The sequence below is a fragment of the Bradyrhizobium sp. LM2.9 genome, assembly GCF_054056555.1.
Window position 1 is genome coordinate 956,707 of sequence record NZ_JBSRYJ010000002.1, and the last position, 20,726, is coordinate 977,432.

The window sequence follows — 20,726 nt, forward strand, 5'->3', positions numbered from 1 at the left end:
CAGTTGATTTGAAATTGCAATCGGAGTTGTCTGCCGGGCGGTTTTTACGTGTTGGGCGGGGTAGGGCATGCTAGCTTGTCTGCCACCACACAATCCGAGGGGATAACGGTTGCTCGACAAGCTTGAATTGCTGCTGGCGCTGGCGAAAGAGCGGCATTTCGGCCGGGCCGCAGAGGTGTGCGGCGTGACGCAACCGACGATGTCGACCGGGCTCAAGCAGCTCGAGGAGATTCTCGGCGTGATGCTGGTCCAGCGCGGCTCTCGCTTCCAGGGTTTTACGCCGGAAGGCGAGCGGGCGCTGGATTGGGCCCGTCGGATCGTGGGCGATGCACGCGCGATGCGTGACGAGATCAATGGGCTGAAGCATCAGCTCTCCGGCGAGATACGTATTGCCGCGATCCCGACCGTGCTCGGCATGGTCGCCGCGCTGACGACGCCGTTCCGCGCCAGGCATCCCGAGGTGCGCTTCAGCATCCGGTCCACCACCTCGTCCGAGGTGCTGGGGCTGCTCGAAAATCTCGAGGTGGACGCGGGGCTGACCTATATCGAGAACGAGCCGATCGGCAAGGTGCGCACCATTCCGCTCTACAACGAGAGCTATCGCCTGCTCACCGCGCCGGATGGAATGTTCGGCGATCGCGAGACGGTAACGTGGACGGAGGTCGGGCAGGTGCCGCTGTGCCTGCTGACGCCCGACATGCAGAACCGCCGCATCATCGACCGCGCGCTGCGTTCGGTCGGCGCGGAGGCGACGCCGACCTTGACGTCGAACTCGCTGCTGGTGCTGTTCACGCACGTGAAGACGGGACGCTGGGCCAGCGTGATGCCGGCCAAGCTCGCCGAGACGCTCGGCCTCTCCGATACAGTGCGCTCGATCCCGATCACCGATCCGGATGTCAATTACAGCATCGGCATGGTGATCCCGCAGCGCGATCCGATGACGCCGTTGATTGCGGCGCTGGTCAATGTCGCGCGCGAAGTCGCGCCGTCGCTGCAATCGTAGGATTCAGGCCGCGGCCGATATTCCGGACGCCGCCTTGATCGCGTCGCGCGGCAGGGTCACGCGCACGACGGTGCCGACTTCGAGCTTGGAGCGCAGGCGCATCGAGCCGCCATGGAGCTGCGCCAGCGAGCGGGCGATCGCAAGCCCCAGTCCCGAGCCGTGATAGGTCTTGGTGAGCTGGCTCTCGACCTGCTCGAAGGGGCGGCCGAGCCGCGCCAGTGAATGCGGGGCGATGCCGATGCCGGTGTCGGCGATCATCAGCACGATCCTGTCGTCGAACTGCCGGCTGCGCACCACGATGCGTCCGCCGTCGGGCGTGAACTTCACGGCGTTGGAGAGCAAATTGACGATGATCTGCTTGGTGGCGCGGCGATCGGCGACGACGGAGAGGGATTTTTCGATGTCGGCGTCGAGCGTCAGGTGCTTGTCCTGCGCCCGGCCGGTGACGACCCGCAAGGATTCCGCCAGCGTCTGCGCCAGGTCGAGCTCTTCCATGTCGAGCTTCATGCGGCCGGCCTCGATCTTGGACATGTCGAGGACGTCGTTGATGACTTCGAGCAGATAATGCCCGCTGGTCAGGATGTCGTGGCAGTATTCCTGGTACTTTTCCGAACCGAGTTCGCCGAACATGCCCGAGCCCATGATCTCGGAGAAGCCGATGATCGCGTTCAGCGGCGTGCGCAGCTCGTGGCTCATATTGGCGAGGAATTTCGACTTGGTCTGGTTGGCCTCCTCGGCGCGGGTCTTCTCGCGCTGGTATTTTTCGGCGAGATCGGCGAGCTCGCCTGCCTGTCGTTCCAGAGCTGCCTGCGAGCGCTTCAGGTCGATGACGGTGGCGCGCAGGCGCAGATCGTTGTCGACCAGCTTCTGCTCGTGCTCCTTGATGCGGGTGATGTCGGTGCCGACCGAGACGTAGCCGCCGTCCTTGGTGCGGCGCTCGCTGATGTGCAGCCAGCTGCCGTCGTCGAGCTGCGCCTCGAAGGTGCGCGCGCCGGGGCCCTGGCTGGCGGTCTCGTTGTGGCGGGTTCGCACCTCCGGCATGCGGCCGACCTCGAGCACGGTCTCGTAAGAGGTACCGGAGATGACGGCACTGTCGGGCAGCTTGTGCAGGCGCTGGAAGTGCGAGTTGCAGAGTACCAGGCGGTCGCTGGCGTCCCACAGCACGAAGGCTTCGGGAATGGTCTCGATCGCGTCGCGCAGGCGCAGATCGGCTTCCACGGTCCGCTCGGCGAGGCTCTTCTGCTCGGTGATGTCGACGGCGATCCCGATCAGGTGCACGGTGGAATCGGTCGCGCCGTGGGTCTTTTCGCAGCGGACGCGGAGCCAGATCCAGTGGCCGTCGACATGCTGCATGCGAAAGGTCTGGTCGATGTGGTCGATCTTCTCGGAGATGAGCTGGTCGGCGATCTCGAACAGGTCGATGTCGTCGGACTTCACCAGCGCGTTGACCTCGCCGAAGGTGAGGAGCTCGTTGCGGCCGTCGAGGCCGAGCATCGAAAACATCGACTGCGACCAGAAGATGCGGCCGCGCGACAGGTCCCAGTCCCAGAGCCCGCAGCGGCCGCGGTTGAGCGCGGTGTCGATACGGCCGCGCACGGCGTCGTTGATCAAGTCGCCCTCGCGGGCACGGGTGGACTGCCAGTGGAATGCGAAGCCGAGGATCAGGACGACGAAGCCGGTGGTGGCCGACAGCGTCACCGACAGCGCGGCGTCCGAGCCCCAGATCGGCTCGATGCGCTCCTGGATCACGGTGACGAAGCCGGGCAGCGACTTGATCTGCCGCGAGGTCGCCATCGCGGCGTTGCCGTTCGGCAGCGTCATGTCGGAGATGTTGCCGTCTCGCGGCGGCGCCGCCAGCAGTTGCGCCGTCGTGATTGCGTCGAGCAGACGATCGTTGCCCGAGGGATCGCTGTCGACCGGGATGCGGGCGAGGATGCGGCGATCGAGGCCGGCCGAGGTGACGATGACGTGGCGGCCCGAGGCGGTGCCCCAGGACGGAATGAGATCGGACAGCAGCGTCGGCAGGTTCTCGATGTTCTTCAGCCGCTCCTGTCGCGCCGAGGTGAGGCGGTCGATGCGCTCGGCGAGCAGGTCAGCGAGCGCCGACATGTCGTGGCGGATCACCAGCCGCTTCTGGCGCGTCTGATCGACGACCTGCACGAACGCGCCGAGGCAGATCGTGATCAGGAACGCGATGATGAGCGTCGGCACCGCGCGGCGCAGCGCCGGCTCCGCGATCAGCAGCCGATGGTAGGCAGGTTTCGCGATCGATTGCGCCAATCCTTTGATCGAATCGGATTGCACGCACGCGTTCGCGGCGTCTGCACGCGCCATGCCCTAGGCCCCCTGGAAACTCTGCTGCGACTGATTTCGAAAGCAGCCCCACATCGCTTTCGAATCACAGCGATTTGAATCCAGTTTTCGCGGCCTGTCGAGAGTCAATGAATCGTTAATGCCGAATAATTCTTATCCAATGGAGAGTTCGCGCCTCTCGCGTCCGTAAATTGACGTGCGTTACGAGTCCGAAACGGGAACGTGTGACTCCTCGCATATTCTGCATCATGCGCGCGGCGGTTCGGCGTGACTGATCACGCGCTTCACGCTCGGGAACGCGCGCCGCAGCGCACGCTCGATCGCGTCGACGTGCTCGTGCACTTTGATCACGCTCATCGACGGCTCGGCGCGGCAGTGGAAGTTGACGATCTCGCCGGCGTCGGTGTTGCGGACGCGGACATTGTGGATGTCGTGGATCTCGCCGCCGGCGGCGTATTCCGTCAGAGCGGCGGCGATGGCCTGCACCCGTTCCGGTGCGGCATCGACCCCGAACGGCAGTTCAGGTTCCAACGGCTCGATGTGGACGTCGACCTCGACGTCCGCGCCGAACTCCTCCTGGATGTTGCGCTCCAGCGTGTTGGCGACGTCATGGGCGGCGTCGAGCTGCATTCCGGCGTCGACCTCGAGGTCGATGCTGACGATCAGCTTGCCGCCGAGGTCGTGCACCGTGACGTGGTGGACGGCGAGTCCCGAATTATGCGCGATCACCATGATGCGGTCGCGGACGGTCTCGTTGTCGCGGGCGACAGGGACCGCGGTGAAGGTGAGGTCGGTTTCGCCGAATGCTTTGTCGACGGCCGCTTGCGCCTTGCGCTTGATCTCCTCGACGCGGTCGATCGGATAGGTCCGCGGCACCTTTGCGATGGTGTCGATGAAGGTGGTCGCACCGACCATGCGCACGCGCAGCCGTTCGACGTCGATCACGCCGGACACGCCCCGGATCGCGGCCGTGGCCTTCTCCTGCGCGCCCTCCGGGGCGCGGTCGAGCAGCGTCTGCACGGTCGAGCCGGCCATGCGCAATCCGAGCAGGGCGATCATCACGGCGACCGCGGCGGCCGCGGCTGCATCGCCCCACCAGAAGCCGAGGGCGGCGAGGATCAGGCCCACGATCACGGCGAAAGAGCCCATCACGTCGGAGGCGAAATGCAGCGCGTCGGCGGCGAGCGCCTGGCTCCGCGTCTCCCGCGCGGCGCGGTGCAGGGCGCGGGCGCGCCAGAGATTGACGACGATGTCGATCACCAGCACCACGAACGGCACGGCCGAAATGGTCGGTGGCGGGGTTCCCTCGCGCAGCCGGCTGTAGGATTCGACCAGGATGCCGCCGGCGAGCACGTAGAGCAGGGCCGTGACGCCCAGCGCCGAGATGCTTTCGAGCTTGCCGTGGCCGTAATGATGCTCCTCGTCCGCCGGTTTGTCGGACACCCGTACCACCGCCCAGGTGATGATGGTGGCGACCAGGTCGACCGAGGAGTGCAGGGCCTCGGAGATCAGCGCCAGCGAGCCGATCGCGATCCCGACTGCGAACTTGGCCGCCGCCATGCCGCCGCTGGCGAAGATCGAGATCGCCGCGACCGAGGTCTTGTTGTGTTGGGAGCTCATGGCGTGGGATTTAGCAGGCCACGGGTGAACATCAAGCTGCAGTCCACAGACGTAGTCGCAAGTGAGTTGCAGGAGCACCTTTTCGTAGGGTGGACAGAGGCGCCATGGCGCCGTGCCTACCAACAGGCGTCTCCTGATCAACCGCTTGTGGTGGGCACGCTTCGCTTTGCCCACCCCGCAAGACTGGGACCGCTACGGCACCGTCACCACGATCTTGCCGAGGTGCTTGTTCGTCTCCATGTGCTCGAATGCCTTGTCGATGTCGTCGAAGGCAAACACCTTGTCGATCGGCAGCTGCAGCTTGCGCGATTCCACCGCGCCCCATATGTCTCTGCGGACCTCCTCAAAAATCTCGCGGACCTCCTCGATGGTGCGGGTGCGGAAGGTGACGCCGACATAGTCGATGCGGCGCGCCGCGTGCAGGTCGAAGTTGAAATCGGCATGGGTGCCGCCGAGCCGGCCGACATTGACGATGCGGCCTTTTACCTTGGTCGCGGCGAGGTTCTGGTTGGCGACTTGGCCTGAGACCTGGTCGACGATGAGGTCGACGCCTTCGCCGTTCGTCGCCTTCAGCACCTCGTCGACCCATGTGAGATCGGAGGAATCGACAGCAAGGTCGGCGCCATATTCCTTCAGCCGGCCGCGGCGAGTGGCATCGGTCGACGAGCCGATCACGAGTTTGGCGCCCTTGAGCCTGGCGATCTGCATCGCCATCAGGCCGACGCCGGAGCTTGCGCCCTGGATCAGCACGGCTTGCCCGGGCTGCACGCCGCCGACGGTGACGACGGCGTTGTGCATGGTCGCGAGCGCGACGGGGAGGGTGGCGGCTTCCTCGAAATTCATGTTCGAGGGCGCGCGGAACAGCCGGCCGTGATCGGCCAGCGTGTATTCGGCGAACGCCGCGCCGCCCGAGCCCATAATGCGGTCGCCGACGTTCACGCCCTTGGCATCCGGTCCGAGCTCGGCGACTTCGCCGGCCCATTCCATACCGAGCACGGTGCCGGCGCCGCCGGCCGCGCCATGGGCGTGGCCCTTGCGCATGCCGGTGTCGGCGCGATTCAGTCCGCAGGCGCGGACGCGGACCAGCACCTGCGTGCCTTTAGGTTTTGGTTGAGCGACGTCGGAAATCGTAGCGCCACCAGGGCCGTAGACATAAGCCTTCATAAATTGCTCTCGCTTCTTACAGTGACTATTCAGCAGCTTGCGCTGTCGGATGAACGATCATGCCTTCGAGCCGGCTGCGGATGATGGCCTCGGCTTCGCGCACGATCCGGGAGACGAGTTCGGCGCAGCTCGGGATATCATGGATCAGGCCCTGCACCTGGCCCGCCGACCAGATGCCTTCGTCCGAGTTGCCGGTCGCATAGACCATCTTGCCACGGGCGCCGGCGACGAGCTCGCGGATGTCCTCGAACTTGGCGCCTTCCTTCTCCATCGCAACGACCTTGGTCGAAATCTCGTTCCTGGCGACGCGGGAGGTGTTGCGCATGGTGCGGAAGATCAGCTCGGTCTCGCGCTCGTCATTGGCGACGATCTTCTCCTTGATGAGCTGGTGGATCGGGCTTTCCCTGGTGGCCATGAAACGCGTGCCCATGTTGATGCCTTCGGCGCCCAGCGCCAGCGCGGCGACGAGGCCGCGGGCGTCGGCAAAGCCGCCGGAAGCGATCATCGGGATCTTGATCTTGTTGGCGGCGGCCGGGATCAGGATCAGCCCGGGGGTGTCGTCCTCGCCGGGGTGGCCGGCGCATTCGAACCCGTCGATCGAGATGGCGTCCACGCCCATGCGCTCAGCCGAGAGCCCGTGACGGACGCTGGTGCATTTGTGCACGACCTTGACGCCGTGCTTCTTGAACTCGTCGACATGCTCCTGCGGCTTGTTGCCGGCGGTTTCGACCACCGTGATGCCGCTCTCGATGATGGCGGCGCGGTATTCGGCATAAGGCGGCGGCTTGATCGCGGGCAGGATGGTGAGGTTGACGCCAAACGGCTTGTCGGTGAGGTCGCGGCAGCGCGCGATCTCCTTCCTGAGGTCCTCCGGCGTCGGCTGGGTCAGCGCCGTGATGAAGCCGAGCGCCCCGGCATTGGCGACGGCGGCGACCAACTCGGCACGGCCGACCCATTGCATGCCGCCCTGGACGATCGGATGCTCGACACCGACGAGTTTCGTGAACCGTGTCTGCAACATGACCTGTTTCCCCCGCCTGCGTGGCGCTCTGTTATCGGTTGATGGCGGCAGGATGCCGCCCGGGTCGGGAAAAGTCTATTGCGAGGTCGGACAGGGCGATCATGCGGGGGAGTGGGGGATTCCGTGGGGCGGATAATTGGGGCGCGATGAGTGTGGGCGACAGCGTCGCTTCGTCTCGTGTCCCGGACGCGCTGCAACGTCCTTCACGTTGCGGCGCAGAGCCGGGACCCATGCCCCGCGAGCACTCTGAAAGATGGGCCCCGGCTCTGCAGGGCACCGTCGAGGGGACGCTGCGCTGCATCCGGGGCACGGACGAACCGTCTGCGGATCAATCCCGACCCAACTTTCAAACAGTGGACACACCTTCGCCTCCTCGCGGCGCATTTCGCCCGAGCTTTGCCTGATCGCATCGCCCTCGTCGTGACAAGGGCGCAGGGAAGGCCGGGCGCCGGCTGGCACCCAGGTCCGTGCGCAGGAAGATGCACACGGGGTGGACCACAGGTCAGCCAATCGCCCGGCCTTCCCTGCGCAATGGTTTACGGCTTACTTCGTGCTCTCCTCGGGGAGCGATGCACTATTGCCCCCGTCGCCGAGCGGATCGCTGATGTGCACGCCCGGTCGGGCAGCAACATCACCGCTGGACTTGACGCACAGACCCCGGGCGTCAGGACCACACGACTTGACCGTCCGCGCACATCCTCGCTGGGACTTCGAGAGCTGGCGTGTGCTCACGCCCGAAGCCATGCGAAAACGCTGTCGGCATCGTGTCGTACGCGCGGTGGTGACTGCTCACGGCAAGGCCGCCCTGCAATTCCGATCGCGCCCGACGCCGTCGCGTCCATCGCTACCCTGCCCGCCGTTCGTGACGATCGCGATCCGTCCCTTGTCTCGGACAGGGTGGTTCGTGTGTACGGTAAATCAGAATTTCGGTAAAATGGAATATTTTTGGCGCGGAGGATTGACAAGCGAGGTGGGGGAATTGCGCGGAGTGTTTTGCCCGACGGGTGACAAGGCTGCGGCTACTCCGCCGACAGCCGCACCATCTGGCGGCCGCCGTTTATTTCCTTGAGGCTGTTGACGAAGTTTTCCGGCCGCTGCCAGCGGTAGGGGACCTTCAATCCCATGTACTCGGCGATGTCGCCGATGAAGCCGGTGCAGTTGGTGGTCTCGGCGTTCCAGACCGGCGAGCTCGCCTGCAATTTCTTGATATAGGCAAACACGCGCTTGGCGTCGGCTTCGTTCAAATAGACGCGGTAGTTCGCGGTCAGATAGTCCGGGTCGAGATCGCCGTAACTCGCGCCGGTCTCCGCCGGCACCCAGGTGACGTGACCGAGCACATAGGCCCAGGTGTCGCCGGCGGGCGTGAGCCCTGCCACCTCGACGGCGCGCTCGCTGGTCTTGCCGTACCAGACGAAGGCGTGGCCCCAGCTCGCGGCCGTGCGGGCGCGGAAATCGACGTAATACGGACCTTTCTCCGCGCGCGCGACCGCGCGCCGCGTCGATGGCGGCGCCGGCTGCGATACGGTGTCGGTGGTGGCAAGCGCGTTTGCGTCAGCAACGCGCTTGTTCGCTTCGTGGGCCGAGGCCGAGGGTGTCGTACACGCGATCATGGCCGCGAGCGCAAATCCCGCAAGGATGCAGGGTCCCGATCGATCAGGTTTGTTCGTCACGCTGTGCCCCTCGACTGTCGGCTGCTTAGGCCAAGTCTGCGCTTCTGCGCGTACTTCGCTAACGCGTCAGTAGCGCGCCGCGACCGGGCCGGGCGCCTTGCCGATCGGGGCCTTTCCAACCGGGCTCTTGCCAATCGGCATCTTGCCGATCGGCGCCTGCTCCGAATAGACGGGAACGGGCTGGCGCCGCGGCAGATCCGCAGCATTCGCAACCGTCACCAGAGCAAGCGTAGCACCCACGACAAATACAATCTTCTTCACAGTCATACCCCTAGAAGGTTTGGTCCAAACACGGCACCGCCGTGCCCCCAGACACGCCTCACAGAAGGGCGGCCGAATGCGTCCACAGTGCGGCATCCGCGCGACATGTTGGCGGCATCTGCCGGGCGCGTGGAGATGTGATGTGTCTGAACGTTTCGGAGCACGCGGCTCGCAGAATGAGTTGAACGCAGCGAAACCATCCTGCGCAGCTCGGCCTCACCCGATCCGGTTCAGGCTGCTCCGAATCGTCGAGAAAATCCCGCCGATGTCTTTCCGCAATCCGTCGAGCGCGTTGAAATTGTCGAAGATGCGGGCGAGGCGGTCTTCGACCTCGCGCTTGCTCTTGGTGAGCGCGTCGACGCGCGAGGCGAGGGTGACGTCGCCGCTCGCCTCGATCTCGCCGACGGTTTTGGCGAGGAGGTCGCGGGTGGTGCCGACGTCCGTAATCAGAGCCTCGATGCCGAACACCGGGGCCTTCAGCGGGACGAGGTCGGCCTGCGACTTCGACAGCTCCGTCTTGAAGCCGTTCAGCGTCGCCAGCGTCTCCTGCAACGCGCCGAGGCGCTGGCGCGACTGGAGAACGAAATCGTTCAGCGCATTCTGGCGGTCGGCAAGCGTTTTGCCGTCGGGGTCGGTCTCGATACCGGCGAGCGAGCGTTCGAGCTGAGTCCGGCGCTGGCCGAGCTCCTCGAAATCGAGCCGGATGCTTGTGAGAATGTTGAAGCTGTCGTCGATGCGGGCCAAGCGCTGCTCGATTTCGATCTTGTTATTCGACAGCGTCTCGACGCGGCTGCCGAGCGGCGCGTCGCCGCCGGTTTCAAGCTCGTCGACGCTCTTGGCGAGGCGCTCATGGCTGAGGCTCAGCTCGCCGATCAGGGCATTGATGCCGGCGTCCGTTGATCGCAGCGGCACCAGCTCCGCGTGCGATTTCGCCAGATCTTCCTTGTACTGATTGAGGGTGGCAAAGGTGTCCTGGACCGTGCCCACCCGCGACAGCAGCGTCGATACGTCGCGAGCGATGTCCTTGAGCCGGTCGGCGAGGTTGTTCTTGCGATCGTCGGTCTCGAGGTCGTGCAGAGAGCGTTCGAGCTGGTTCTGGCGATCGCGGATCTCGGTGAAGACGGGCTCGACTGCGCGACGCTGATCGGCGACCTTGCCGACCATATCGCGCACCTCCTGCTGGCGGCGGCGGATTTCGGCGAGCTGGTCGTGCATGTCGGTGGATTCGTTGCGGCCCTGCTGGAGCAGCGCGCGCTGCTCGGTCTCGCCCAGCTTGTCGTGGAGGGCGGAGACGGCCTCCCGTGGATCGCTCTCGATCAGGTGCTGGATGGTGGCATCAAGGTGATTCTGCAGGGCGTGGGCGACGACAACGTCTTCGCGGGTCTTCTTGAGGCGGTCGCGCAAATTGTCGAGGCGCCGGTCCTGGCGCGAAAGCTGCCAGGCAGAGGCGCCGATCAGTGCCGGGACCAGCGCCAAGATCGCGCCGGTCGCGATGCGCTGCGGCACGGGAAGGCCGCCGAACCAGGCGGGCAGGTGGCCGACATCATAACCGAGCGCCTGCTGGGCGAAGATCGCTATGGCGGCGATCAGAACAAACCAGGCAACCAGGAAAAACTGCCACATCGTGACGTCCTCACGCCGGCACACATTATCGCCATAGTTGCTATTGGAGAGCGGAACCGAGATCAAGGGTCGCGGGGCTTTCCCGGACGTTTCCGGTAGCGCGATCCACGGCTGGTTGCGTCAGCCGATCGGTGGAGGGGCGGTGGAGAGTACCGGATTTTCCCGAATTGGAGCGGGCGACGTCAGGTCCCCTTGGCCGTCATTCCGGGGCGGCGCGTAGCGCCGAGCCCGGAATCCATCGAACGACAGAGATTGCGCTACAGCCGAAACTCGTTGGTCAACTCGCCGATGCCGTCGATCGCGACGGTCACCGTGTTCACTGGCTCTTTCATCACGCCGACGCCGACGGAGGTGCCGACCGCGATGAGGTCGCCGGGGAGCAGGGTCATGTCGTGGGAGATCTTGCTGACCAGTTCCTGCGCGGTGAAGATCATGTCCGATATCGGATAGTTCTGCCGCTCCGCGCCGTTGAGGATGGTGCGGACCACCAGCTTGGCCGGATCGAGACCGGTGGCGATGACGGGGCCGAACGGGCCGTAATCGTCGATGCCCTTGGCGCGAGCCCATTGCGGGAACGTGGGATCGCTGGTCAGGATGTCGTTGGCGGGTGATGTCGTTGACGCAGGTGTAGCCGAAGATGAAGCTGTCTGCTTCCGCCGGCGAGACGCGGGCGCAGGTCTTGCCGATGACGATGCCGAGCTCGCCCTCATATGTTGTCTTGCCGTCGTAATAAGAGGGACGGCGGATCACGGCGCCAGGTGTCGTGATGCTGGTGATGGCCTTCAGCAGATAGAGCGGCTCCGGTGGCTCAGGTTGGTTGAGCTTGGCCGCGAGCGCGTGAAAATTATTCCAGAGCGCGACGATCTTGCTGGGCGCGCAGGGCGCGAGCAGCTCGACCTCCGACAGTGCCAGCGTCTTGCCGGTGGCTGCATGGCGGCCGAACATCTCGCCCTCGTGCACGCTGATGCCTGACGAATTCAACGTGCCGAAGCCGGTCGCACCGCTGTTGCGGAAGCGGAGCCATTGTTTCATCTCGCCGGCCATCATGCCACCGCCAGTGCGCGCGGATCTGATGGCGTCGTGATACCGTCATAGAGACCGGCGATGCGGGCGCGCTGGGTCACCATTGCGAGCACGGAGTCGAGCGCGGGGGTGGCGACGCCGGTGAGGCGGCCCATCTCCTGCACGACGGTGACGAGCGGGTCGATCTCCATCGGACGGCCGCGCTCGAGATCCTGGAGCATCGAGGTCTTGTGCGCACCGACTTTGCGCGCGCCCTCGATGCGGCGCTCGACGTCGACGCGGAATTTGACGCCGAACGTCTCGGCGATGCCTTGCGTCTCCATCATGATCGCGCGGGACAGCGCGCGGGTGGCCGGATCGGTGCAGATCACGTCGAGCGTTGCGTGGGTCAACGCGCTGATCGGGTTGAAGCAGACATTGCCCCACAGCTTCAGCCAGATCTCGTCGCGGATGCGGTCGAGCACGGGCGCTTTCAGCCCGGCGGCGACGAAGAGATCGGCGAGGCGTTGCACGTCCGGGGTGATTTCACCGGAGGGCTCGCCGAGCGGGAAATTGTTGCCGTAGACGTGGCGGATCACGCCGGGCGCCTCGATTTCGGTGGCGGGATAGACGATGCAGCCGATGGCGCGCCCGGCGCCGATTTCGCGCCACTGCCGTCCGCCGGGGTCGATGCTCTCCAGCGTCGCGTTCTCGTATTGGCCGCCGTGCTTGTAGAAGTACCAATAGGGGATGCCGTTGACGGCGGTGACGATGCGGGTGTGGGGTCCGAGCAGCGGCTGCATCTTCTCGATCACGCCGGTGATCGAGTGCGCCTTCAGCGTGATGATGATGTAATCCTGCACGCCGAGCTCGGCGGGATCGTCGGTGCAGCGCGGATGCACGGTGTGCTTCTCCTCGCCCGCGAGCAGCGTCAAGCCGCGCTCGCGCATCGCGGCGAGGTGGGCGCCGCGTGCGATGAGACTGACGTCGGCGCCAGCGCGCGCGAGCTGAACCCCGAGATATCCGCCGATCGCGCCGGCGCCGTAGATGCAGATCTTCATGGAATCCTCGCGGGACCAAAATTGGTCGTTCGTTCGATCGTTCACGCCACAGGCTCTCTGCACCTCTCCCGCTTGCGGGAGAGGTCGACGCGCTCGAAGAGCACGGCGGGTGAGGGCTCTATCCTCTTGGGGAGTCTTCCTAGCGGAGAGACCCTCTCCCCAACCCTCTCCCGCAAGCGGGAGAGGGGGCGCCCTTTTTCCGTGGCTGCAGTTTCAGGAAGTGCGGCGACGCCTTCAGGCTGCTGCTTGCGGCGTGCGGTTGATCGCTTCGTCCATGGCAGCGGCGATGTCGCGCATGCTGACGACCGAGACCAGACTGTAATCGTCGATGACAGGCAGGTGGCGGATGTGATTCTGGTTCATCAGATGGCGGATGTGCTCGATCGTGTCGCTCGACGTGCAGGACACGAGCTGCTGCACCGAGACCAGTTGCGAGACCTTGACGTTGACGGCATTGGCGCCGTGCTCGGCGACGGCGCGCACGACGTCGCGCTCGGTGAACATGCCGACCGCGGTGTTACCCTCGGAGCGGACCACGTCCTTCACCACCAGTGCGCTGATATTGTTGGCGCGCATCAGCTTGGCGGCGATACCCACCGTTTCGTTCATTCGCACCGTGACAACGCGCGGTGTCTTCTTGCGCAGAATGTCTCCGACCAGCATTGCAACCTCCCTGGGTGAATGTTGAGGCGAGTGTGGTATACATAATGCCAATGGTCAAGCGTTGGATTTGGCTGATCCGAAAAAATCTTGCGGCAGCACTGCTGACGTTTGCCGTTCCCCAAAAGCAAAAAGAAAGGGGCGCATCGCTGCGCCCCTGTCTCAACCGAGCAAGGTGTGTGGCCGTTACGCCGTCTCGGTCTTGGCGTTAGCCGTCGCGGCGTTGACGCTCTCGGCTTCCTTGCCGAGGATGAAGGAACGGCGCATCGGCTTGATCACGAACAGCGCCATCAGCGCCGCCGTCGCGTTCAGCGCCACCGCGACCACGAACACGGCTTTCCACCCGTACGTCGCCGAGATCACGCTGGCGAGCGGAACGAGCAGGGATGCCGTGCCCTTCGCGGTGTAGAGCATGCCGTTGTTTGTGGTTGCGAACTTCGAGCCGAAGGTGTCGCCGCAGGTGGCGGGGAACAGCGAGTAGATCTCGCCGAACACGCCGAAATAGACAGCGGTCGCGAGCACGAAGACGACCGGCACGTGGCCATAGGACGACAGCGTCAGCAACATCAGCGCGGCGGTGCCGAAGGCGATGAACATGGTGTTCTCGCGGCCGATCGTGTCGGAGACGAAGCCGAAGAAGGGGCGTCCGAAACCGTCGAAGATGCGGTCGAGCGAGATCGCGAACGTCAGTGCCGCCATCTGGAAGCCTGCAAGCGTCACCGGCGTGTCGGCGATCTTGAAGTCGTGCGCGATCGGGGCGATCTGCGCCGCGGTCATCAGGCCGCCGGAGGCGACCATGACGAAGACGAGATACATCACCCAGAAAATAGGGGCGCGCAGCACCTGCGGCGGGGTGAAGTCGATCTTGGTCTGCGGCAGATTGAGCTGCCTCTTCTTCGGCGGGATCGAAATCCGCGGCGGCTGGATGAAGAAGGCGAGCACGAAGACGATCACGCCCTGGCCGATGCCGAAGGTGAAGAACGCGTGCTGATAGCCGCTCGTTGCGATCATGGTCGCGATCGGCACGATGGTGAGCGCGGCGCCTGCGCCGAAGCCGGCGGCAGTTGCGCCGGCGGCAAGACCGCGGCGATCGGGAAACCACTTCAGCGCGTTGCCGACGCAGGTGCCGTACACCGCGCCCGCGCCCATGCCCCCGATGATCGCGGCCGCATAGAGCAAAGTGAGGCTATCGGCGTAGGAGTTGAGAATCCACGACAGCGTGATCATGACGCCGCCGAACATGATGACGAGGCGCGGGCCGTATTTGTCGACGAACCAGGCCTCGATCGGCACCAGCCAGGTTTCGGTGACGACGAAGATGGTGAAAGCGAGCTGGATCGCGGCGCGGCCCCAGTGGTGCGTATGATCGATCGGATCGACGAACAGCGTCCAGCCGTATTGCAGATTGGCGATCATCGCCATGCAGACGATGCCCATGACGAGCTGGAGCCAACGGAAACCTGTGCGAAGAGGCGCGGCCGTGACGGCGCCGTCGGTGCCGGAAATCATCAAGAACCTCCCAAGCGCCTGTCTGTTCGACACCGGTTGCAAGATGACCTGATGTCGCAATATTGTGGCTTATCGTCGCAAGCGCGGCGGGGATCTTGGTATACCATATTCCAGATTGCAAGCCCTAACTTGGCGCCCTAGTGACAAAAGGCGGGTTCCATTGGGAAAAATTGGGCTCGCGAAAGCTTCGCGCAAAACGAAAACGCCCGGCCTGAGGCCGGGCGTTTTGCGCAAGAAGCGCTTTTGGAGCGTGTGTCAGATAGTCGATTGCGCGACCACGACCTTGCGCCAGGGCTTGAGCACCGCGATCGCCAGCGCCGAGGCCAGGATGTTGGCGCCGGCCGCGATGATGAACACGTGGTCCCAACTGCCCGACGACTGCTGCATGTAGTTGCCGATCGGGACCAGCAGCGAGGCCGTACCCTTCGCCGTGTAGAGCAGGCCCGCATTGGTGGTCGCGAACTTGGCGCCGAACGTGTCGGTGCAGGTCGAGGGGAACAGCGAGTAGATCTCACCCCAGGCGAAGAACACGAAGCCCGAGAGCAGCACGAACCAGAGCGGATCGTGGCCCCAGAGGTAGAGCATCCAGATGCCGATGCCTTCCATACCGAAGGCGATGAACATCGTGTTCTCGCGGCCGATCATGTCGGAGATCCAGCCGAAGAACGGACGCGTCAGGCCGTTGAGCACGCGGTCGATCGTGGCCGCGAAAGTCACCGCGGTCATCGTCACCGCCATCAGCGTGACCGGCACGTTGTCGACCTTCCAGTCGAGCGCGATCGGCTTCAGGTTCGCCGTCACCATCAGGCCGCCGGCGCCGACGATCACGAACATGAAGTACATCAGCCAGAAGATCGGCTGACGCAGGACCTCGGTCGGCTGGTAGTTGCGGCGCGTCTGCACCAGCGCGGCGTTCGCGACCACGCTCGGCACCTGACCTGCTTTCGGCGCGAGCAGGAAGAAGGCGAGGATGCAAATGACGATGCCCTGGCCGAGACCGAAATAGAGGAAGGTGGTCTGGAACCCACTATCCTTGATCATCGCCTGGATCGGCGCGACCGTGAGCGCGGAGCCCGCGCCGAAGCCGGCAGCCGTGATGCCGGCGGCAAGGCCGCGCTTGTCAGGAAACCATTTCAGCGCGTTGCCGACGCAGGTGCCATAGACGCCGCCCGCGCCGATGCCCGCGATGATCATGCCGAGATAGAAGCCGTTGAGCGTGGTGGCCTGGGCATTGATCGCCCAGCCGATGGCGCACAGCACGCCGCAGATGAGTACGACGAGGCGCGGGCCGTATTTGTCGACGAACCAGCCTTCGACCGGCACGAGCCAGGTCTCGAACAGCACGAACAGTGTGAAGGCCCATTGGATCGACGCGCGATCCCAGCCGAATTTCTTCTGGATGTCGGGGACGAAGAACGTCCAGCCGTATTGATAGTTGGCGATCATCACCATCGCCCCGACCCCGACCGCCAGTTGCGTCCAGCGATACGTGTCGCTAACGCGCGCAGCTGTAGGGGCGGTTGCTTGCACCATGTCCGTCATAAAGCCTCCCGTGGCGCCTCTCATTTTTCTGCGAGCGCTGGGACGGCATTCTTGTATGCATTATGCCAAGCTTCAAGCGCTGGTCCGGTCACCGTGCGCAAATGCCGCAGTACCTTGACCGGTTGCGGCTGTGACTCAGGCCAGCACAAGTAGAAATGGCCCCGTCCTGCGGGGCCATTCATCAAAAGTAGTATGCGAACCGGTCTGAAACCGTCGCGCTGCTCGGCAGCGCGGGCTTACAGGCCGAAACGGGGGAGGTCGCCGTTGTGATTCGAAATCTCCGCGCTCGCCATCAGGAGGCGGTCGATCGTGGCCATCAGGCGGGCGAACAGCGAGGAGGACGGTGCGAGAGCGACGGCAGCCGACTTGGACATTGGAGATCCCTTCTTGAGACGGTCAGTATTGCTGTCTCATTTCGAAGATCAATCTATGTATACCAGATGCCACTGTCTATGCATGCCATTGCATAGCAGCATACGTCATCCCGCATTGCAGCATGACACGGGGTTAACGGGACCCGTTTCGCGCTTAAAGTCCTCCTGGACAGCCGAAACGCGGTGTTTGGCGGTCCGGCAGGGTCTTGGCAGGGCAAGGTCTTGAGAGGGCAAGGTCTTGGCAGGGCAAGGCAAAGCCGTTAGTGGTCTGCCCCCTTCCAATCATCTGTCAGAGTGGTTCATGTCGAGCGCCTCGCCCGCCGTCTCGATCGGCATCGATTTTGGGACCAGCAACACGGTCGTAGCGATTGCAGCGGACGACCGCCGGGTCGAGGCCATCCGCTTCGACCATGGCGGACAGCGCCACAGCGTCTTTGTCTCGGCACTGTGCTTCTGGGAGGACCGGCCGGGAGCCGGGGCCCAGGCCGAAGGCGGCCCCTGGGCGATCGAGCAGTTCCTCGAAGGGCGCCACGTCTACCGCTTCCTCCAGTCGTTCAAGACCTTCGCAGCGAGCAGCAGTTTCAACACCACCCAGGTGTTCCGGCAGCGCTACAAATTCGAGGATATTCTGGCGGCGTTCCTGCGGACGCTGGCGCGCCATGGCGGCGACAAATTCGGCTTCGAGACGTCGACCATCACGGTCGGCCGCCCGGTGCGTTTCGCCGGCGGCAATCCCGACGAAGCGCTGGCGATGCAGCGCTACCGGGCCGCGTTCGAGCGCCTTGGCGCCGGTCACGCACGCTATGTCTACGAGCCGGTCGGCGCCGCGTTCTCCTTCGCCCGCCGGCTGGAGCGCGACGCCACCGTGCTGGTCGCGGATTTTGGCGGCGGCACCAGCGATTTCTCCGTGATGCGTTTCTCGCGCAAAGGCGGCAGCTTGCGTGCCGAGCCGCTCGGCCATGCCGGCATCGGCATTGCGGGCGACACCTTCGATTACCGCATCGTCGACCACGTCGTTTCGCCGCGCCTCGGCAAAGGCTCCAGCTTCCGCTCGTTCGACAAGGTGCTGCCGATCCCCACCGGCCACTACACCAATCTCGCGCGCTGGCATCAGCTCGCGATGATGAAGAGCAACGGCGACCTGCGCGAGCTCCGGGAGCTTGCGCGCACGGCGGTGAAGCCGGCTCTGCTCGAGGACTTCATCACCATCGTCGATCTCGACCTCGGCTTTTCGCTGTACCGCGCGGTGTCCGACGCCAAGGTCGCGTTGTCGGCGCAGGATCAGGTCGAGTTCCGCTTCAAGGGCGGCGGGGTCGACATTGGCTCGACCATTACACGGAAGAATTTTGAAGCCTGGATTACCGACGATATCGCGAGGCTCGGGGCCACCGTCGACAAGGTGCTGGGCGAAGCCGGCATCACCGCGCGCGAAATTGAGAAGGTGTTTTTGACCGGCGGCACGTCCTTCGTGCCCGCTGTCCGAAAACTGTTCGCCGAGCGGTTCGGCAACGAACGGCTGATGTCGGGCGACCAATTCGAGTCGATTGCCTACGGCCTGGCCTTGATCGGACACAGTCCCGACCCGGAGCGCTGGACCGCAAGCGGCGGGCTGGAGTCGAGGGTGGGCGCGTAAGCGCTGTGAGACTGGGCTCGATTGCTTGCCCCGCTTCCGGACAGGACTATCGCATTCAAGGCTGTTCTCTGCCGCCCATCCTTCGAGACGCCCGCCTTTGGCGCGCGCTCGGCTCCGCTTGGGACGCTACTGGTTGATCTCGGGCTCGACGAGCTTCGCCAGATTCCGCAGCGACTCCTGCCAGCCGAGATAACAGGCCTCCGGCGGGATGACGTCGGGAATGCCGGCCTGCGTGATATCCACCTCGGTGCCGACGGATACTTTCTTCAGCAACACCGTCACCTGGATCTCACCCGGCAGATTGGGGTCGTCGAACTTGTCGGTGTAGCGGAGACGTTCGCCGGGGATGAGCTCGAGATATTCGCCGCCGAAGGCGTGGCTGTTGCCCGTCGTGAAGTTACGGAACGACATCTTGAACGTGCCCCCGACCTTCGGCTCGAAATGATGCACGGTGCAAGTAAAGCCATTCGGCGGAAGCCATTTCGCCAGCGCATCCGCCTCCAGAAAAGCGCGATAGACTTTCTCGGGGCTGGTCGAGAGAACGCGGTGCAGGCGGACAGTGCTGGGCATGATCGTTCTTCCTCATGAAAATCGCCGGGCTCGACCTCAGCGTCTATTGCCCATTCATGTCTAGATGACGAACGAGATAGTTCCGATCCGACAGGGCGTCTCGAATTTCTATAGGGGATGCCTGGCGAGAGCTGGCAGACTGCCGCCATCCTGCGGCATCGTGCCTACTCCGTCCGTCCTGACGCGGGCGTATCTCGCCGTCGAGTTCCTGAGGCATGGGGTCCGGCCAATGCTTGAATCCGGCCAAGCCTTGAAGGCTGGCCAAGCCATGAAGGCTGGCCAAGCGCCTTGGAATCCGCCCAAGCCTTGCAAATGAGGCAGATGTGGTATACGTTAGAGCTGTTCGTTCAGCCGCTGTGCCTTGTTGAATGCGCCCGCGGGCTCCTTTTCCATAGACATCGACGAATTGACTTGGTTCTGCGTGACTATCGCGCGGGGCGCGCGCGTATGCGCTTTGGAGAAGAAAATGACAACAGGTACTGTGAAGTGGTTTAACGGCCAGAAGGGCTTTGGATTCATTCAGCCGAACGACGGTGGTAATGATGTGTTCGTTCACATCAGCGCGGTCGAACGGGCTGGTCTTGCGGGTCTCGCAGAGGGCCAAAAGGTCAACTTCGAGCTCAAGACCGACAAGATGCGGGGCAAGGTCAGCGCAGAGAATCTCTCGCTGGCTTAAAGCCCTGGTGCCGTTTCACGGATGTACTGAAACGGCCACGCCACCCGCTCGATCCCAGGATTGAGCGGGTTTTGTCTGTTGCAGAGCAGGGTGAATAATGAGCGCCAGGAAATCGGCCGAACCATCACCTGAAGCCATCGCGCGCACCAATCGTCAGCGTTTGGCTGCCGAAGAAGGCGTGCGAGCCATGGCGGATGCCGAAAAGCAAGCCGTCGATGTTCGCAAGAACATGGCGCGGCTTCGAGAGCTGCGCCGGGCCAAGGAAGCGGCCGACGCGACCCTTCAAGCGTCGTTGCCGGCGCCTGCCCCCGCGAAGCGCAAGAAGAAGCTGCCGCCATAGCCGGCACTAAAAGCGCCGACGAAAATCTGGAGAGGGCCGGTCACATGCCAAAGAGTGCGGGTCGTGCCTAGAATAAAGTCGGACAGCGGTGGCACAATCACTTTCTTTCTCGCGCTTGGCGCGGGCCGGCAAATGTGTCGACTTGCCACCACGTTCCTGACGCAGAAGCAGGCCTTCAGCTATCTTCAAAAGAACCGAACGGAATTAGAGCGCGTCGCGCGGACTCGGCTGGCCCTAGGCGAGCTTGAAGACGGGATCGTCGTGCTCTCGATGCTTTAGATCGGGGTCGATTTCGATGCCAGGCTTCCAGCGCGTTTGCGATCGGAAGCTGGTTCAGAGCGGCTCCTAATCGGAATCTTTTCCCGGCTTGGCTTCGCGGGCCAATCGCTCGGCTTTCAGCCGCTCCCGGTTCTCGTTGAAGGAGTTCTGGTCCTTCGCATAATCATTCACCGGCTTTTGGGTTGTGGTTGGCTTGAACGCCTTGTTGGCTTCACGCTTGGCGCGATCAGGGGATTGATCTTTCAACATTTCGATCTCACTTTCATCAACGTTCGTGGTTCGACCGGGACGCGACGCCTTCGTCTCGCATCCTGCATGATTAGGCCTCGCCTTCCAGGGAGAAGGCGGCCAGTTCTTCAGCGGTATGCAGGTCTTTTGCGAGGCGTTCAGTCACTCGCTATGGCC

19 protein-coding genes and 1 pseudogene are annotated in these 20,726 nt (G+C 63.9%); 5 read left to right on the plus strand and 15 right to left on the minus strand.

Going from position 1 to position 20,726, the window contains the following annotated elements:
* The first annotated feature begins 109 nt into the window (after positions 1-109).
* A complete protein-coding gene (locus tag ACVWW3_RS05960) occupies positions 110-1,003 on the plus strand; it encodes a LysR family transcriptional regulator (protein WP_247349978.1) in 894 nt (297 codons plus the stop codon).
* Positions 1,004-1,006: 3 nt separating this feature from the next.
* Here ACVWW3_RS05960 and ACVWW3_RS05965 read toward each other — a convergent pair whose 3' ends face one another.
* From ACVWW3_RS05965 to ACVWW3_RS06025, 13 genes and pseudogenes are all read right to left on the minus strand, one after another.
* The gene (locus ACVWW3_RS05965; RefSeq protein WP_456650624.1) at positions 1,007-3,337 is read right to left on the minus strand and encodes a PAS domain-containing sensor histidine kinase; all 2,331 of its coding nucleotides are present in this window, start codon (positions 3,335-3,337) and stop codon (positions 1,007-1,009) included.
* A 225-nt stretch (positions 3,338-3,562) separates the two neighbouring features.
* The gene (locus tag ACVWW3_RS05970; RefSeq protein WP_456650623.1) at positions 3,563-4,936 is read right to left on the minus strand and encodes a cation diffusion facilitator family transporter; all 1,374 of its coding nucleotides are present in this window, start codon (positions 4,934-4,936) and stop codon (positions 3,563-3,565) included.
* Between the two features lie 192 nt (positions 4,937-5,128).
* Positions 5,129-6,100, minus strand: coding sequence for a quinone oxidoreductase family protein (locus ACVWW3_RS05975; protein ID WP_456650622.1), 972 nt, complete (start codon positions 6,098-6,100; stop codon positions 5,129-5,131).
* A 25-nt stretch (positions 6,101-6,125) separates the two neighbouring features.
* Positions 6,126-7,121: an NAD(P)H-dependent flavin oxidoreductase gene (locus ACVWW3_RS05980; RefSeq protein WP_247349989.1), complete on the minus strand. Its 996-nt coding sequence runs from the start codon at positions 7,119-7,121 to the stop codon at positions 6,126-6,128.
* 1,019 nt (positions 7,122-8,140) lie between these two features.
* Positions 8,141-8,791, minus strand: coding sequence for a hypothetical protein (locus ACVWW3_RS05985; RefSeq protein ID WP_456650621.1), 651 nt, complete (start codon positions 8,789-8,791; stop codon positions 8,141-8,143).
* Between the two features lie 66 nt (positions 8,792-8,857).
* Positions 8,858-9,058 carry a hypothetical protein gene (locus ACVWW3_RS05990; protein WP_007608336.1) on the minus strand — a complete coding sequence of 67 codons (201 nt, stop codon included), beginning with the start codon at positions 9,056-9,058 and terminating at the stop codon, positions 8,858-8,860.
* A 210-nt stretch (positions 9,059-9,268) separates the two neighbouring features.
* Complete coding sequence (locus ACVWW3_RS05995; protein WP_456650620.1) at positions 9,269-10,675, minus strand: hypothetical protein; 1,407 nt, start codon at positions 10,673-10,675, stop codon at positions 9,269-9,271.
* 257 nt (positions 10,676-10,932) lie between these two features.
* Positions 10,933-11,641, minus strand: a pseudogene (locus tag ACVWW3_RS06000) (fumarylacetoacetate hydrolase family protein).
* Positions 11,642-11,718: 77 nt separating this feature from the next.
* Positions 11,719-12,738 carry a 2-dehydropantoate 2-reductase gene (locus ACVWW3_RS06005; protein ID WP_354107531.1) on the minus strand — a complete coding sequence of 340 codons (1,020 nt, stop codon included), beginning with the start codon at positions 12,736-12,738 and terminating at the stop codon, positions 11,719-11,721.
* 234 nt (positions 12,739-12,972) lie between these two features.
* Positions 12,973-13,401: a CBS domain-containing protein gene (locus ACVWW3_RS06010; protein WP_354107530.1), complete on the minus strand. Its 429-nt coding sequence runs from the start codon at positions 13,399-13,401 to the stop codon at positions 12,973-12,975.
* A 183-nt stretch (positions 13,402-13,584) separates the two neighbouring features.
* Positions 13,585-14,907 carry an oxalate/formate MFS antiporter gene (oxlT, locus tag ACVWW3_RS06015; RefSeq protein ID WP_456650618.1) on the minus strand — a complete coding sequence of 441 codons (1,323 nt, stop codon included), beginning with the start codon at positions 14,905-14,907 and terminating at the stop codon, positions 13,585-13,587.
* A 255-nt stretch (positions 14,908-15,162) separates the two neighbouring features.
* Positions 15,163-16,449: an oxalate/formate MFS antiporter gene (gene oxlT / locus ACVWW3_RS06020; RefSeq protein ID WP_247350002.1), complete on the minus strand. Its 1,287-nt coding sequence runs from the start codon at positions 16,447-16,449 to the stop codon at positions 15,163-15,165.
* 236 nt (positions 16,450-16,685) lie between these two features.
* On the minus strand, positions 16,686-16,823 hold the full coding sequence (locus tag ACVWW3_RS06025; RefSeq protein ID WP_247496438.1) for a hypothetical protein: 138 nt from the start codon (positions 16,821-16,823) through the stop codon (positions 16,686-16,688).
* Between the two features lie 301 nt (positions 16,824-17,124).
* On the opposite strand from ACVWW3_RS06025, the gene ACVWW3_RS06030 reads away from it, so the two are divergent.
* Positions 17,125-18,456, plus strand: a complete 1,332-nt coding sequence (locus ACVWW3_RS06030; protein WP_456650617.1) for an Hsp70 family protein — start codon at positions 17,125-17,127, stop codon at positions 18,454-18,456.
* Positions 18,457-18,582: 126 nt separating this feature from the next.
* Here the strand turns inward: ACVWW3_RS06030 and ACVWW3_RS06035 are convergent, their stop codons facing one another.
* Positions 18,583-19,026: an SRPBCC family protein gene (locus tag ACVWW3_RS06035; RefSeq protein WP_354044488.1), complete on the minus strand. Its 444-nt coding sequence runs from the start codon at positions 19,024-19,026 to the stop codon at positions 18,583-18,585.
* A 466-nt stretch (positions 19,027-19,492) separates the two neighbouring features.
* Between ACVWW3_RS06035 and ACVWW3_RS06040 the strand changes: the two genes are divergently transcribed.
* From ACVWW3_RS06040 to ACVWW3_RS06050, 3 genes are all read left to right on the plus strand, one after another.
* Entirely contained in the window at positions 19,493-19,702 is a 210-nt protein-coding gene (locus tag ACVWW3_RS06040; protein ID WP_007593324.1) for a cold-shock protein, read from the plus strand.
* A gap of 97 nt (positions 19,703-19,799) precedes the next feature.
* Entirely contained in the window at positions 19,800-20,042 is a 243-nt protein-coding gene (locus ACVWW3_RS06045; protein WP_247350006.1) for a transcriptional regulator, read from the plus strand.
* 54 nt (positions 20,043-20,096) lie between these two features.
* Positions 20,097-20,321, plus strand: a complete 225-nt coding sequence (locus tag ACVWW3_RS06050; RefSeq protein WP_354044482.1) for a hypothetical protein — start codon at positions 20,097-20,099, stop codon at positions 20,319-20,321.
* Positions 20,322-20,387: 66 nt separating this feature from the next.
* On the opposite strand, the gene ACVWW3_RS06055 is transcribed toward ACVWW3_RS06050, so the two are convergent.
* Entirely contained in the window at positions 20,388-20,570 is a 183-nt protein-coding gene (locus tag ACVWW3_RS06055) for a hypothetical protein (protein WP_247444991.1), read from the minus strand.
* Positions 20,571-20,726 lie beyond the last annotated feature (156 nt).